Origin of the sequence: Nostoc sp., from assembly GCF_036917195.1 — a bacterium.
Classification (GTDB): Bacteria; Cyanobacteriota; Cyanobacteriia; order Cyanobacteriales; family Nostocaceae; genus Nostoc.
This window is the reverse complement of sequence record NZ_JBALDG010000008.1, coordinates 67,429-82,804: the sequence shown is the minus strand read 5'-3', so window position 1 is coordinate 82,804 and position 15,376 is coordinate 67,429. Positions and strand designations below refer to the sequence as shown.

Annotated in this window: 12 protein-coding genes; 9 read left to right on the top strand and 3 right to left on the bottom strand. The window is 41.9% G+C overall.

Annotated features, from left to right (window positions below; translation table 11 throughout):
* Positions 1 to 9: 9 nt before the first annotated feature.
* Complete coding sequence (locus V7K40_RS01990; protein ID WP_334956239.1) at positions 10 to 966, bottom strand: pyridoxal-phosphate dependent enzyme; 957 nt, start codon at positions 964 to 966, stop codon at positions 10 to 12.
* A gap of 221 nt (positions 967 to 1,187) precedes the next feature.
* Here V7K40_RS01990 and V7K40_RS01985 point away from each other — a divergent pair, with 221 nt between their 5' ends.
* From V7K40_RS01985 to V7K40_RS01975, 3 genes are all read left to right on the top strand, one after another.
* Positions 1,188 to 2,918: a diflavin flavoprotein gene (locus V7K40_RS01985; RefSeq protein WP_334956237.1), complete on the top strand. Its 1,731-nt coding sequence runs from the start codon at positions 1,188 to 1,190 to the stop codon at positions 2,916 to 2,918.
* Between the two features lie 140 nt (positions 2,919 to 3,058).
* Complete coding sequence (locus V7K40_RS01980) at positions 3,059 to 3,571, top strand: phosphate-starvation-inducible PsiE family protein (protein WP_334956235.1); 513 nt, start codon at positions 3,059 to 3,061, stop codon at positions 3,569 to 3,571.
* A 106-nt stretch (positions 3,572 to 3,677) separates the two neighbouring features.
* Entirely contained in the window at positions 3,678 to 5,414 is a 1,737-nt protein-coding gene (locus V7K40_RS01975) for a diflavin flavoprotein (protein WP_334956233.1), read from the top strand.
* 161 nt (positions 5,415 to 5,575) lie between these two features.
* On the opposite strand, the gene V7K40_RS01970 is transcribed toward V7K40_RS01975, so the two are convergent.
* Positions 5,576 to 5,797, bottom strand: coding sequence for a hypothetical protein (locus V7K40_RS01970; protein ID WP_334956231.1), 222 nt, complete (start codon positions 5,795 to 5,797; stop codon positions 5,576 to 5,578).
* 386 nt (positions 5,798 to 6,183) lie between these two features.
* Here V7K40_RS01970 and V7K40_RS01965 point away from each other — a divergent pair, with 386 nt between their 5' ends.
* From V7K40_RS01965 to purU, 5 genes are all read left to right on the top strand, one after another.
* A complete protein-coding gene (locus V7K40_RS01965; protein WP_334956229.1) occupies positions 6,184 to 7,188 on the top strand; it encodes an ABC transporter ATP-binding protein in 1,005 nt (334 codons plus the stop codon).
* Positions 7,189 to 8,001, top strand: a complete 813-nt coding sequence (locus V7K40_RS01960) for an ABC transporter permease (RefSeq protein ID WP_334956227.1) — start codon at positions 7,189 to 7,191, stop codon at positions 7,999 to 8,001. It begins immediately after the preceding gene.
* 127 nt (positions 8,002 to 8,128) lie between these two features.
* Positions 8,129 to 9,802: a Gldg family protein gene (locus V7K40_RS01955; RefSeq protein WP_334956225.1), complete on the top strand. Its 1,674-nt coding sequence runs from the start codon at positions 8,129 to 8,131 to the stop codon at positions 9,800 to 9,802.
* Between the two features lie 95 nt (positions 9,803 to 9,897).
* Entirely contained in the window at positions 9,898 to 10,521 is a 624-nt protein-coding gene (locus tag V7K40_RS01950) for a DUF4340 domain-containing protein (RefSeq protein ID WP_334956223.1), read from the top strand.
* 266 nt (positions 10,522 to 10,787) lie between these two features.
* Positions 10,788 to 11,642 (top strand): formyltetrahydrofolate deformylase, encoded by an 855-nt coding sequence (gene purU / locus V7K40_RS01945; protein WP_334956221.1) that lies wholly within the window; start codon positions 10,788 to 10,790, stop codon positions 11,640 to 11,642.
* Positions 11,643 to 11,883: 241 nt separating this feature from the next.
* Here the strand turns inward: purU and V7K40_RS01940 are convergent, their stop codons facing one another.
* The gene (locus tag V7K40_RS01940) at positions 11,884 to 13,995 is read right to left on the bottom strand and encodes an AAA family ATPase (RefSeq protein ID WP_334956219.1); all 2,112 of its coding nucleotides are present in this window, start codon (positions 13,993 to 13,995) and stop codon (positions 11,884 to 11,886) included.
* Between the two features lie 692 nt (positions 13,996 to 14,687).
* Here V7K40_RS01940 and V7K40_RS01935 point away from each other — a divergent pair.
* A complete protein-coding gene (locus V7K40_RS01935) occupies positions 14,688 to 15,371 on the top strand; it encodes an ATP-dependent Zn protease (RefSeq protein WP_334956217.1) in 684 nt (227 codons plus the stop codon).
* The last annotated feature ends 5 nt before the right edge of the window (positions 15,372 to 15,376 follow it).

The window sequence follows — 15,376 nt, the reverse complement described above, 5'->3', positions numbered from 1 at the left end:
AGTGTCAACTCAGATTTTAGATAATCTCTGCAACCTTTCCTCCATACCAACGTTGCCCTGTAAGCCACCTGTGTGTACCAGCAACAAGCGATCGCCTTTACCAAAAAATCCTTGCTGTAGTAAATCCATCACTCCGTAAAACATTTTAGCGGTATATACGTAATCAAGAGGTACGCCATGTTCCTCGCTGAACTGTTGGCTGAACAGTAGCAGCTCATCGTTTACCTTTGCATAGCCGCCAAAGTGGTAATCACACACCAATTCCCAAGATGCCGGACTATATGCTGCGGGTAAACCAGAGGCGAGGTAATTTGTCAGCAGACTTTCGATTTCTTGTGCAAGAAAAGCTCCATTTTTCAATACTGGAAAAGCGATCGCTTTTTGTCCTTGATGCAACGAAAGCGCAATACCAGCCAGTGTGGTAGCTGTACCACAAGCTACGCATATATGATCAAATGCGTAGGCGTAGCCAGCCGTAGGCATCGCATCACCAATTATCTCCGTGCAGCCGCGCACACCATTTAAATTACTCCCACCTTCGGGAATGATAAAGACCTCACCGAAACGTTGATGCAGATATTCCTGTAGCGCTGCTGTGTTGCGTTGTCGATACATCTCGCGGTTGAGATACACAAGCTGCATACCCTGCTGTACAGCAAAACTCAGCGTCGGGTTCAATGGTAGCCTCTCCTCTCCACGAATTATACCAATGGTGCCAAAACCGAAAAGATTACCAGCAGCCGCAGTTGCATAGATGTGATTGGAATAAGCGCCCCCAAAGGTAAGTAACCTCGTAAAATTTTTCTGCTTGGCCTCTAAAAGGTTGTACTTTAGCTTGAACCACTTGTTGCCGTTAACCCATCGGTGCATGAGATCCAGGCGCAGTACATACAGATCAACACCAGCGTGGCGGACAATTTCGCTGTTGATTTGTTGTAGAGGAGGAGAAATAAAAGTTAACGACATGCCTAAACATTCTAACTTAGTATTTACATTTTCTCACATTCATTATTAAAGATAAAAGTAATGATAAACATTGAGTAATTCCAATGGTAAATCAATCTAAATGACCAATAAATCTTTCTGATGATTAGCTTTAGAAATTAACATTTTACTAATTGAGTATTTCAGGTAAATATAATAAACATAACTCTCGCTTCAAATAATAATCTTTTTGGAGAAAACAAATGGTTGCACTCATCCAGCCCACTCAAGTTACTCCCAACCCAGGACGTTTGACGATTCAAACTGTTGAAGTTGCTCCTCAAACGACTGCTATCCGTTGTCTCGACTGGGATAGAGAACGTTTTGATATCGAGTTTGGTTTACGGAATGGGACGACCTATAATTCTTTCTTAATTCAAGGAGAAAAAATTGCTTTAATTGACACATCTCACCGCAAGTTTGAGCAGCTATATCTTGAGATACTGGTAGGATTAATTGATCCGACTAAAATAGATTACTTGATTATTAGTCACACAGAACCCGATCACAGTGGCTTAGTGAAAAATATTTTGCAATTAGCTCCCTCCATTACTATTGTCGGTGCTAAGGTAGCTATTCAATTTTTAGAAAATATGGTTCACCAGCCTTTTAAATCAATGCAGGTGAAAAGTGGACAGCTATTAGATTTAGGCAAGGGACACCAATTAGAATTTGTTTCTGCACCTAACTTACACTGGCCTGACACAATCTTCACTTATGACCACAAAACTTCCACTCTTTACACCTGTGATGTGTTTGGGATGCACTACTGTGATGACCACACCTATGATGAAAATCTTATTTCAGTAGAGGAAGATTTTAAATATTACTATGATTGTCTCATGGGCCCCAATGCCCGGTCTGTTTTGGCAGCTTTAAAGCGGATTGAAAAGTTAGAAATAGGAACAGTTGCCACAGGACATGGCCCTTTATTACAAAATTATATTTCGGAATGGCTTGGACGGTATCAAAACTGGAGTTTAGAACAAGCAAAAACAGAGACTTTAGTGGCTCTATTTTATGTTGAAGATTACGGGCATGGCGAGCATTTAGTCCGTACTATAGCACATGGATGTGCAAAAACAGGCGTGGCAGTAGAATTATTTCCTCTCAATAGTTCTGAGCCTCAAGAAGTTCGAGAATTAGTTGCCCAATCTTCTGGTTTAGTAATTGCAATGCCACCCCAATCTTCGGTAATGGCTCAAGCTTCTTTAAGTACAATTTTAGCTGCTGTTCACAAAAAACAGACAATTGGTTTATTAGAGTCGGGAGGGGGAGAAGATGAACCCCTTTACCCTTTACGTAATAAGTTTCAAGAACTAGGATTAACTGAAGCTTTTCCACCTATCTTAGTTAAGGAAATTCCTACCCAAACAATGGAACAGCTTTGTGATGAAGCGGGGACAGATATGGGTCAATGGTTAAATCGCGATCGCACCATTAAACAGATCAAATCCATCAATACCGAGCTAGAAAAAGCTTTAGGGCGTATTAGCACAGGATTATACATTATCACCGCCAAAAAAGGAGAAATTCAGAGTGCTATGTTGGCCTCTTGGGTGACACAAGCGAGTCTTGAACCTTTAGGAGTAGCGATCGCAGTATCCAAAGATCGAGCAATTGAATCTTTGATGCATGTTGGCGATCGCTTTGTTTTAAACGTTTTAGAAGAAGGTAAATATCAAGGATTAATGAAACATTTCCTGAAGCGTTTTACTCCTGGTGCAGACCGCTTTGCCGGAGTGAAAACATATCCAGCGAAGAATGAATCGCCCGTTTTAGCAGAAGCCCTAGCTTATATGGAATGTGAAATCACTAGCCGCATGGACTGTGGAGATCATTGGGTAATTTATAGCACAGTCCAAACTGGAAGAGTTGCCAAGCTAAATGCACTTACCGCCGCTCATCACCGCAAAATTGGCAATCATTACTAAATAGGGCATTGGTCATTCTCCTTGTCCCTTTACCTCGCTTATTTCCCCGACTTTTCCTGCTTCTGCTTCTTATAGACGCGATGAATCGCGTCTCTACCCACTCTTGTACAAACGCGATTCATCGCGTCTGCTAAAAAACTATGTATAAATCTGTTGAAAATGCCCCGATTACCATGTACGAAATCAATCGGGGGCGCGTTGTGCGAACCTTGGAATTTATCCAAGATGTAATTGTAATTTCTTTGTGTATCGGTTTATTTTGCTTCATGGTGCTTCAGGTGAGAGATATGTTTCTCTCCTTACTTCCGCCTCTAGATTTTCATGCTGTTACTGCCGATATTCTCTTTTTACTTATCTTAGTTGAGTTATTCCGACTGCTAATTATTTACCTACAGGAACATCGAGTCTCTATTGGGGTAGCTGTTGAAGTTTCCATTGTTTCTGCTTTGCGAGAAGTCATTGTTAAAGGGGTTTTAGAAACAAATTGGAGTCAAGTTTTAGCAACTTGTGCCTTTTTATTAGTGCTGGGAATACTACTGTTCCTGCGAGTTTGGCTACCCCCGACCTTTGAAGGTATCGACCCGGAACAAGAAGCATCTAAACGCTATAGAAATCTAGCCAAGTCTGAATTAACACAAACCAATGGTCATTAGGAACAAGCAGGGGGAGTAGGAAAGGCAGACAGAGAAAGAACTATTGATTATTTATCCATCCCCAATCCCCAATCCCCAATCCCCAATCCCCATAAGAGAGGTTATTATGTCTACTGCAACATTAACGTCCAACCATAGCAGAGATGTACAAGTTGCTGAAATTGGTAAAAATACTCTGATTCTGCGATCGCGGACTTGGGACAGATTAAAATTTGAGGTGGAATATTCCCGCCAACGGGGAACTACAGCAAATTCTTATCTGATTCAAGCTAATAAAAAAGCTTTAATTGACCCTCCTGGTGAATCTTTTACGGAAATTTACCTTGAGCAACTAGCACAACATCTAGATTTTATCTCCCTCGATTACATTGTTCTCAGTCATGTCAACCCGAACCGCAGAGCAACCTTGCGAGTATTGCTCTCTCTGGTTCCTCAAGCCACTCTCATTTGTTCTCGCCCCGCCGCCAATGCTCTAAAAACTGCCTTTCCCGAATTTGAATCACCTATTCAAGCGATGCGATCAGGGGATACTCTAGATTTAGGACAAGGACATCTTCTATCATTTATCACCGTACCAACTCCCCGGTGGGCGGATGGACTTTGTACCTATGATTCCGCCACAAAAATTCTCTACACAGATAAACTTTTTGGCGCTCATATTTGCGAAGATACTTTGTTTGATGAAGATTGGAAGGGATTAGATGCGGAACGTCGTTACTATTTTGAATGTCTTCATGCACCCCAAGCCAAACAAGTTGAAGTAGCCTTAGATAAATTGTCAGCTTTGGGAGCCAGATGTTATGCCCCAGCACACGGCCCGGTTGTCCGTTACAGCCTGAGTCGTTTTAGCTATGATTATCGTCAATGGTGTCAAGGACAAAAATCTCAGGAGTTGAGTGTTGCTTTACTCTATGCTTCTGCTTATGGTAATACAGCAACTCTGGCGAATGCGATCGCTCAAGGATTGATTCAAAATGCAATTAATGTAGAATCAATCAACTGTGAACTAGCCGATTCTGCGGAGATTAACCGCATTGTAGAAACTTGCGATGGCTTGATTATCGGCTCACCCACATTAGGCGGCCATGCACCGACTCAAATTCAAACTGCTTTAGGAATCGTCCTCTCGGTGGCGGCTAAAACTAAGTTAGCAGGAGTGTTTGGTTCCTACGGTTGGAGTGGAGAAGCAATAGATTTACTAGAAAGCAAGCTCAGTGATGCAAATTATCAACTAGGGTTTGAAACAATTCGGGTGCGTTTTAGCCCTACTCCTGAAATTCTTCAGCAGTGTCAAGAAGCGGGTGCTTCCTTTGCCCAAAACTTGAAGAAAACTAAAAAACTGCGGACTTCCCGTCAGGTTGTGACAGAAACTCATGTAGATCGTACCGAACAAGCGGTGGGGCGGATCGTTGGTTCTCTGTGTGTTGTGACAACTCGTGATGAAGAAACCCACAAAGGGGTTTTAACTTCTTGGATATCTCAGGCAACTTTTAACCCGCCAGGAATTATGATTGCGATCACTCAGGAGCAAAATGCAGATTTAATGCATCATCCTGGTGATAAATTTGTGCTGAATATCCTCAAAGAAGGAAGAAATGTGCGACGATATTTTTCTCGTCATAGCACTTTAGGAGATAATCCCTTTGCAAATCTTGCCACACAAACTGCTCTTAATGGTTGTTTGATTCTAAATGAGGCATTAGCCTATTTAGAATGTACGGTGCAAAATCAGCTTGAATGTGGCGATAGATGGTTAATTTATGCCGTCATCAATCACGGTGAAGTGTTGGAAAATGATGGTGTCACTGCTTTAGAGCATCGAAAATCTGGCAGCTATTATTAACCTGATTTTTCACGGTATGTGGAAAACCTCACTTCTATTTCTCTCTCCTTTTAGGAGAGAGACTTTGTTTTCCCCCTTCCCGCGTCGGGAAGGGGGTTAGGGGGTTAGGTTTTTCGTGGGCTTTCCTACATAACGTGAAAAGTCAGGTACACACAAGTCTTTTAGAGTTGCAATGCGATTGTTTCGACTGACAATGCGATTGTTTCGACTGACAATGCGATTGTTTTGACTGACAATGTGATTGTTTCGACTGACAATGCGATTATTTTGACTGACAATGCGATTATTTTGACTGACAATGCGATTGTTTCGACCGACAATGCGATTGTTTCAACTAACAATGCGATTGTTTCAACCGACAATGGCATTGTTGTGGCTGACAATGCTAGACTTTTCACGAGATATGGAAAACCTCACTTCCATTCCTCTCTCCTCATAAGACTACGGTGTACACACAAGTTAAATTACCCCCCTCAATCCCCCCTTGTAAAGGGGGGAAGCCGGAAATCCAGTTCCCTCCCCTTTACAAGGGGAGGGTTAGGGTGGGGTAAAAACCAGATTCGTAAACTACTTCAGACTTGTGTGTACACCGTAGCCTCTTAAGAGGAGAGGGGCTTTTATTTTTCACCATTCCCTAGTACGGAAGCAAGCTTAGTAGTTAAGTTTTTCAGGAATACCCATTGTCGGCAATCTTAGTGCCAATCCCCCATGCTGAATATCGTGATCTAATATTGTTGGGTATCCTATAAATTACGATCGCTTGATACCGATGATTGAAGTTGAGCATCTAAGTAAAATATACGGTTCCACCCCAGCGATTACTGATGTCACTTTTAGCGTCGAGCCAGGGGAGATTTTAGGGCTTCTGGGCCCCAATGGCGCTGGTAAAACTACAACCATGCGGATTCTGGCTGGTTATTTACCGGCAACGAATGGTAATGCCAGGATTGCTGGTTATGATGTCCATCAAAATTCTCTGGCTGTGCGCCAACGAATAGGTTATTTACCGGAAACACCACCGTTATATCCAGAAATGACGGTGGAGGGATTTTTGCATTTTGTCGCCCGAATTAAGGGAGTTCCAGCAGGCGATCGCACCAATAAGGTAATAGCCGCTATCAAACGCTGCAACTTAGAAGATAAGCGGCGGGTAATTATTCGCAAACTTTCTAAAGGATATCGCCAAAGGGTAGGAATTGCTCAAGCGATCGTCCACGATCCACCAGCGATCATTTTGGATGAACCCACCGTCGGACTCGATCCTCGACAAATAATTGAGGTGCGGAATTTAATTAAAAGCCTCGCTGGAACTCACACAATTATTCTTTCCACGCACATTCTGCCAGAAGTTAGCATGACTTGTAGCCGTGTAGCCATCATCAATCAAGGCAAAGTTGTGGCAACTAATACACCAGAAAACCTGATGACTCAGTTGACAGGTGGTTCAGGATATGAGTTGGAAATAGAAGGAGAAGCTGCCTTAGCCAAACAAGTATTGCAAAAAGTCGCGGGTGTGAGTTTGATAGAATCAATTGCGACGGGAATACAAGGTTATCAACCACAGGCAAATCGCGCTTACCTGCGGGTGATATCGCAACCGGGAAAAGAACCAGGAAAGGATATTGCCATAACATTAGTGCGTGCAGGATTTGGTTTACATGAACTGCGGCGTGTTAACGCTACCTTAGAAGATGTGTTCTTGCAACTGACCACAGAAGAAAAGAATTTCGATACTGAGGTAGACTTAGCAGACAACGAAGGAGAGGCAGCGTAAATGGGTATAGTACTGAGTAATATTATTGCCATTTATCGCCGAGAGTTACAGAGTTATTTTGTATCGCCTTTAGCTTATGCGATCGCAGGCATATTTTGGTTGCTCGCGGGGTTATTCTTCGTGATGATTTTGCTAGGGCCAGATGGCATATTGGTAGGAGTCGCGGCAATAGATTCACAAGGGCAACAATTAGGAGTGCCAGTACCGCCAATAGATGTCCCTTACGAATTTGTCAGGGTATTTTTAGAGCGTATGGAGTGGCTATTGCTGTTTATCCTGCCAATTTTCTCAATGGGACTCTATGCCGAAGAACGTAAGCGGGGCACTTTAGAACTGTTAGCCACGTCACCAATCACCAATTGGGCGGTAGCTGTAGGTAAGTTATTAGGCGTGCTAACATTTTTCACCACGATAATTGCACCTATGCTAGTGTTTGAAGCGATCGCCATCAGCGGATCAAATCCACCAATGGCGCTCTCAATTCCGTTGCTGGGTCATTTTGGATTAATCTTGCTAGCAGGAGCAATTTTATCTTTAGGAATGTTTATTTCTTCCTTAACAGACAGCACAATTCTGTCTGCTGTTCTCACATTTGCAGCAGTTTTATTGTTGTTATTGATTGATTTAATCGCTAAAATTGTCCCTGGTCCGGTGGGTGAAGCCTTAGGTTATCTCTCGTTGCTGAAACATTACAACACCTTAATTCAAGGCATTTTTGATACCAGCGCTTTGATTTTATTCGCCAGTTACATTTTTTTGGGCATCTTTCTCACAGCTCAATCAATTGATGCACTGCGCTTTCAAAGGCAGTAGTCATATAAGTTATGAGTTAACCCTTCGGCTTCGCTCAAGGTTAAAGCCGAGCAAAGTCGAGGCTTTAAAAGTTAGAAGTTATGAGTTTTAACTTATAACTCCTAACTCCTCACTTCAGTTTAAGAATATGAAGATAGTTGCAAAAAAGAAACTGTGGAAATATCTGTTTTGGTTGGGCCCGTTCCTAATTACTGTCGGCTTAACAGTTGGGTTAGTCTCTCAACAGTGGGGACTAATTACATTAGCATTTCTGATTGCGGGAATTGTCATCAGTGGATTGGGGATAATATGGCAAAGCTACCAGAGTAACTGGTGGAGGCGTCGTTCTACGCAAGCTGGGACTAATGCTTTAGTAGCAACTCTAGCAGTGTTGGCAATTTTGGGATTGATTAACTTTTTGGGAACTCGCTACCACTTGCGGGCAGATTTAACAGAAACTCAATTATTTACCCTTGCGCCTCAGTCACGGGAATTGGTGAGGGTATTACCACAGCCAGTTAAGGTGTGGGTGTTTGATATTAATCAGAATCCCCAAGACCGAGAATTACTAGAAAATTATCAGCGGCAAAGCTCAAAATTTAAATATGAGTACATCGACCCCCAAACTAGACCAGGACTTGCAGAAAAGTTTGGTGTTAAAGATTATGGGGAAGTTTATTTAGAATCTGGGGATAAACGGCAATTAGTGCAAACAGTAAATGAAAATGAACGCCTGTCGGAAGTCAGATTAACTAGTCGCCTGCAACAACTAACAAATTCAACTACAGCCAAAGTTTACTTACTCCAAGGTCATGGCGAACGCCAACTTTCGCCTGGTAAAGGTGCAATATCACAAGCAATTCAAGGATTAGGCGACAAAAATTTCACAACATCACCGCTGAATTTAGGAGAAACTTCCAAAGTTCCTCAAGATGCCGCTGTGGTGATCGTGGCTGGCCCCAAGCGAGAGCTGTTTGAAGGCGAAGTCAAAGCCTTACAAGAGTATCTTAATCGCGGCGGTAACTTACTGCTGATGATTGATCCTAATACCGATCCTAAAGTTGACAGCTTGCTACAAGAGTGGGGTGTTCGTCTGGATAATCGTTTAGCAGTCGATGTCTCTGGCGAAAGCGTCGTGGGACTTGGCCCTGCAACGCCCTTAGTCACAGAATACGGACAACATCCGATTACCAAAGATTTCGGTAAGGGCAATTCTTTTTATCCGATTGCCCGACCTCTGGAAATTAGCTCTGTGCCTGGTGTTGAGGCTACTCCACTGCTGCGAACCAAACCCTATCCTAATAGCTGGGCAGAAAGCGATCTCCAAAGCGAAAAATTGGAGTTTAATGCAGATAAAGACCTGAAAGGGCCTCTAACCTTGGGCGTAGCCTTAACAAGAAAAGCAGCTAAATCTGCTTCCACTCCCCAAGTTGCACCGACACCTTCACCCCTACCATCACCAACCACTCAAAGCAAGGCTTCCCCCACTCCCGCTGCCTCCCCTCCCCCCCCTGCTCCCACTCCTTCCCCCACTCCCTCATCTCAAATAGCCACTGAGTCACGGTTAGTGGTTTTAGGAAATTCCAATTTCGCCACTGATGGTTTGTTTCAACAGCAATTAAATGGAGATGTATTCCTCAACTCAGTTACTTGGCTGAGTCAACAGGAAAAGCAACCCCTTTCCATTCGCCCCAAAGAACCGAAAAACCGTCGGATAGCCCTGACAACCACACAAGCTAATCTTTTAATATTGTCATCTCTGTTAGTTTTACCCTTAATTGGGTTTGCGATCGCAGTTATTATTTGGTGGAAACGAAGGTAAGAAAGGAGTTAGGAGTAGAGACGCGATTAATCGCGTCTGTACAGGAGTTATAAATATTAACTCTTCACCAATGCTCAATGCCCAATGATTAAAAAATGAAATTGCCGCGAAATACTTTAATTTTGATACTGCTAGCGCTGGGTTTAGGTGGTTTTGTTTACCTCTATGAAATTCGGGGGGCGACTGTGCGAGAAGAAATCAACGAGCAAAAGCAGCAAATTTTCTCTTTTGCAGAAAATGATGTGCAGTCTCTAACAGTCAAGACAAAAAAACTCACCTTGAATCTGGAACGTAGCTCTGAATCTAGTAACCCCAAGTGGTTAATCAAATCTCCGATATCGGCCCCAGCAAATGATGCTATTGTTTCTTATTTGATGGATTTGTTGGTCAAAGGTAAGAGCGATCGCACTCTATCAACTCCTGTAAAAGAGCTTGGAGAATTTGCCTTAGATCAACCCCAAGCCACTATCAATATCACCCTGAAAAACCGACAAAGCCATCAATTGATTTTGGGTAAATCTAACTTTAACAAACGTTTCTTGTATGCTCAAGCTGACTCTGTTGCTAAACCCGATGGTAATATAAATGTGTTGTTAGTATCTACAGATTTTGCAAATGCTGTGAATCGTAACCTATCAGAGTGGCAGCAACCCGTAGATAATAGTCAGAAATTACCTGGACTCAGCACCCCTTTACCAACTCCGACAAATGGTAAATGAGCATAGCGGCTACATAGGCATCCCTCCGGGTGACGCTCGATGACTCGCTAACGCTGCGCTAACGCCAGTTGCCTACGGGGGGAAACCCGCCTACAGCGCTGGTCTCACCGCCTCCGCGGACTAAGGAAAAATTGAGGGTTTGAAACCCACGTTTGCCCTTGGCTTCCCGCAGGGTAGGTGGGTAAAGCTTCGTGTAGACGCGGTTTTTAAACGCCGATTTAACGTTAAGTTGACACTTCAAATCTCACTATTTTTTATAATTTATTATGACAAATTCGACAGCAACATTGCTGATTTCCTGCCCAGATCAACGGGGATTAGTGGCAAAAATTGCCAATTTTATCTATTCTAATGGTGGTAATATTATCCATGCAGATCAGCATACAGACTTTGCTGCTGGGTTATTCCTTACTCGCATTGAATGGCAGTTAGATGGGTTTAATTTACCGCGAGAATTTATTGCACCTGCTTTTAATGCGATCGCACAACCTTTAGACGCTAAGTGGGAAATACGTTTTTCTGATACTATACCACGCATTGCTATTTGGGTAAGTCGGCAAGACCATTGTCTATTTGACTTAATTTGGCGACAACGTGCTAAAGAATTTGTGGCTGAAATTCCTTTAATTATTAGTAACCATTCTAATTTAAAGGTAGTTGCAGAACAATTTAATATCGACTTTCAGCACGTTTCCATCACTAAAGACAATAAATCAGAACAAGAAGCCCAACAATTAGAATTACTGCACCAGTACAAAATAGATTTAGTTGTATTGGCAAAATATATGCAGATTGTTAGTGCAGATTTTATTAATAAATTTCCGCAAATTATTAATATTCATCATTCATTTTTACCAGCTTTTATCGGAGCCAATCCCTATCATCGAGCTTTTGAACGTGGGGTAAAAATTATTGGGGCAACGGCGCATTATGCCACTCCTGATTTAGATGCAGGCCCGATTATTGAACAGGATGTAGTGCGAGTTAGTCACCGTGATGAAGTTGATGATCTGGTGAGAAAAGGGAAAGATTTGGAGAGAGTTGTATTAGCAAGAGCGGTGCGATCGCACTTACAAAATCGTGTATTAGTCTATGGTAATAGGACAGTAGTATTTGAGTGATTTTATATCCGAAGGAATCTAAACAGGCAGTTTTAAGTTAGAAAGCGTCTTCATGAGTAATCCTCAATTCCCTCAATAGCGCTTCTCAATAAAAGGTGTGAACCCTGATCAAAATTAATACCCTTGAGTTTCCAAATATTCAAGCGTCCCGTCTATTACAATTTGGCGATCACAGTAGAGAAATTTCCGAGAGTGCAGGGAAGGAGTTGTAACTGTGCGTTCCGAATTAAACCTTCAAACGTTAATGATCGGCAATTATCCGATCAACAATTTGCTTCATACCTGCTGGCTGAAAATTCTTATCACGCATACGAGCTAAGATTAAATCTCTAAACCTTTCATAAGGAATACCTCGCCCAAATCTTCCTACAAAGCGCTGCATAATGTCGCGCCCAGGAAAAATTCTACGCCAAGTGCCATTTCCAAGAGATGTAGTTGCTTCTAAGCGATATTCTCTTTCAAGGTCAGTGAGATGTTTTTCAGAAAGCTCATTTAAAGTCAATTTTTCAATGCGCTCATGGCATCGAGCAACTGCTTTTGCAAGTTCAGATCCTACAGATTGAATACTTCGACCAAAACCAAGATCAAGCTTGCTTTTAAGTTGGTGATCTGCGTACTTACGCAACCGATGTGTAACCACATTAGTAATTATCTCAGAAGCGAACTCCATAAGCTGTTTCTCAATATCTTCCTCCGTCGCAACTTCTTTACATAAGGTATTTATATCCCGGAGAACTTGGAAAATGAAATGTGGTTCGAGAAGATAGTTCTCAATATGGTAAACATCCCAACTCATACGATTGGAATTTTCTACCACATCTGAGTCATCTGTGTCGCGGTCAGTTACGGCGTAAAACTTTGCAGGGATATAACGCCGCGTATTCTCCAGTACTTCGTAAAGGTCTGCAACTCGCCTTTTGTTACCACCTGATATAAAGTTGACTGCATCTGAAAATTTTGGGAACAGCTGACTAACCATCCAACAGTCAAACTCAGTATTACCTCCACCTTCAAAAATTACAATTTTGGCACCTGGACGGTAAGCTGCAAGGTCTCCAACCAGGTCAATAATTATTCGCTCAACATCTTCATTTGCTTTAACCACCGTAGCCTGATTTTGACTGTCCAAATTGCTAGGCGGCTGGATATGAAATACTTGGAAGTCATCACGCTCAACTGCTTCTCTGATAAGAGTGTCAGAATGGGTAACTAACCATAACTGATTTCCTAATGGCTTTCCAAGATGCTTGTGATAGAAAGATGCTAGACCACTTATCAGGCGTGGATTTAGGTGAAGTTCAGGTTCGTCCATTAGAAGTACAGAATTCCGAGGAGCCGTGTTCCGTAAACGCAGATAGCCGTAGAGAACTTCCTTCTCACCAGAACTTAGCTCATTGATATCATGTATGGCACCAGAGGTAGTTCGCACAGGAAATAGGAGCTGTCCATCAGCCTGAGGTTGCGCTCCTAAAAACTCTTTACCAGGGAAAAAAGTTGTAAACAGTTCTTTTAATGTATTAGTTAGCGTGTCACTTTCGCCACCCGTTGTGCTAATCTCTTTCGCAAGAAGTTGACGAATATAGCCTGAAGCCATTTCTGCCTTCAAGTTTAAATATTTGTTTGTGTAGTTGTAGAGTGTATGTTGCCGCAATTGCTGTTCATTTAACTCAAGACTGAGGTTAATTGCGTTAATTTTTTCACGGGCGTAATTCCGACTAGCTCCATGATAATCAATGATGCCAATGTGCTGGGGATTATAATTGCCAAATACAAGCTCAAGAATTTGTGATGGTGCTATGTCTATATTACTATTAGGATGTATTGTTATACGACCAACGTGAGAAGTCTGCTTTAAATCCTTAATTAGAGATGGAACTGTCTTTCTGATACGCTGTTCTCTAATAGGCGTATATATACGTTGTTGCACTGCTAGAGATTCTACATTGGTGAATCCCCCCTGCCAATCTTGAAGTGAGGCCCCCTGCAAAATTTGATTTTGTATAAGACTACTTGCATTATCTTGTAATAGCTTATTTGTCTCATTTAAAAGGTAGTTATTTTCTTCAGGAGATAGCAAAATCTCTACAACTACTTCTAGTGGCTGATTCTTATCTTGAAACAGAGATAAGATATCCTCTTTTCTACTGCTATTAATTTGGAATTCATTGAACCACTGCTGCAACTCATTCTGCTGATAACCTCCATAGGCTGACTTTAACAGTCGGATTGCATCTAAAACGCATGACTTCCCACAGCCGTTTGGGCCAGCAATAACAACAACCTCGCTCAAATCTGTAAGCTTAAGACTAGTAATCGCACGAAAGTTTTTTATTTCAAGGCTACAAATACGCATTATTTAACTTTTATTCAACTTTAATATTAATACTACCCACATTCAATTTTAATATACGCCATCTTATTGACATTTGATTGTGGAATAGTAAAAATTAAGCACTCTATTAGTCACATAAATAGAGTCATCAAGAAAGGTTTTGATGGGCTATAGCAATCTGAATTTAAAGGTGAGAAACTACGGAGATTAAAAGTACGTATATATAGGCTTTTCAGAGATTTTAGTTCTCACAAATGATTTAGGATTGCTATATATCAATCTAAGGATACTTTAGATGGAAAAATTAAAATTTATAAAGCAGAAAAACAGAAAGTTTTAGAAAAAATAAGAGAAGCCAGTGGGCGCGATGTCAGAATCCGTCTATTGGCAAGTCTTTAATAGCCGAGTTTAATCAGCTAGTCAAGTCATCGCACAAGCGATCACACTTTATGAAAATCTCCTATAACAGCAGCAAAAAGCTCACAACGAAACTCTAAGTTGAATAGTATTAATTTACACGCATATACTATTGGTAACAAGCCTTGGTTTTAGATAGTTGTAATTTATTAAACTTTTGTAAAAGTTCTTCACTTCTAGTCAAATGCCAGTGCGGGAAATTACGTCGTCAAGGGATTTGTAAAGACACTTGATACAGAAGGTGTCCGATCGCCTCATAATGAAGAAAGATTAAGCAGATTCTCAGAAAACTCTCAATGAGCCAGACTAGTCTAAATTTAGTTGCAATATCTATCTTTCTCATGACCCTATCGGTACTGCTGGGGCCATTCTTAAACTTATCGCCAGCAGTACCGGCACTTGCTACCTTCACCATCTTAGGTATAGCTACATTAGATAGTTTTAGCTTGCAAGGCAAGGGTGGTACTATCTTTTTAGATTGGATTGCTGGTTTTTCAAGTGAACACCGCGATCGCATCGTCCACCACGAAGCAGGGCATTTTTTGGTTGCTTACCTGTTGGGTATTCCCGTTACTGGCTACACCCTCAGCGCTTGGGAAGCCTGGAAACAGGGGCAATCTGGGCAAGGCGGCGTTAGCTTTGATGATGGCGAATTAGCATCTCAACTAGAAGTGGGTAAAATCAGTGTCCAAATGCTAGACCGCTACTGCACTGTTTGGATGGCGGGTATTGCTGCTGAAACCCTAATTTTTAATAATGCTGAAGGTGGATCTGATGATAAAAACAAGCTGATAGGAGTATTGACAATTTTGGGCTTTTCTGAATCAGTTTATCAGCAGAAACTGCGGTTTCATACCCTCCAGGCAAAAACCCTACTGCAAGAAAATTGGTCTAGCTACGAAGCTTTAGTTAATGCCATGCGACAACGCACTTCGGTAGAAGATTGTCATGTTGAGTTAGGAGTAGGGAGAGGGGAGTAGGTAGT

Excerpts from the sequence above, each read along its gene's own strand:
- V7K40_RS01935 (WP_334956217.1), top strand. The coding sequence starts at position 14,688 with ATGAGCCAGACTAGTCTAAATTTAGTTGCAATATCTATCTTTCTCATG.
- V7K40_RS01985 (WP_334956237.1), top strand. The coding sequence starts at position 1,188 with ATGGTTGCACTCATCCAGCCCACTCAAGTTACTCCCAACCCAGGACGT.
- V7K40_RS01975 (WP_334956233.1), top strand. The coding sequence starts at position 3,678 with ATGTCTACTGCAACATTAACGTCCAACCATAGCAGAGATGTACAAGTT.
- V7K40_RS01955 (WP_334956225.1), top strand. The coding sequence starts at position 8,129 with ATGAAGATAGTTGCAAAAAAGAAACTGTGGAAATATCTGTTTTGGTTG.
- V7K40_RS01990 (WP_334956239.1), bottom strand. The coding sequence starts at position 966 with ATGTCGTTAACTTTTATTTCTCCTCCTCTACAACAAATCAACAGCGAA.
- V7K40_RS01965 (WP_334956229.1), top strand. The coding sequence starts at position 6,184 with ATGATTGAAGTTGAGCATCTAAGTAAAATATACGGTTCCACCCCAGCG.
- V7K40_RS01950 (WP_334956223.1), top strand. The coding sequence starts at position 9,898 with ATGAAATTGCCGCGAAATACTTTAATTTTGATACTGCTAGCGCTGGGT.
- V7K40_RS01940 (WP_334956219.1), bottom strand. The coding sequence starts at position 13,995 with ATGCGTATTTGTAGCCTTGAAATAAAAAACTTTCGTGCGATTACTAGT.
- V7K40_RS01980 (WP_334956235.1), top strand. The coding sequence starts at position 3,059 with ATGTATAAATCTGTTGAAAATGCCCCGATTACCATGTACGAAATCAAT.
- purU (WP_334956221.1), top strand. The coding sequence starts at position 10,788 with ATGACAAATTCGACAGCAACATTGCTGATTTCCTGCCCAGATCAACGG.
- V7K40_RS01960 (WP_334956227.1), top strand. The coding sequence starts at position 7,189 with ATGGGTATAGTACTGAGTAATATTATTGCCATTTATCGCCGAGAGTTA.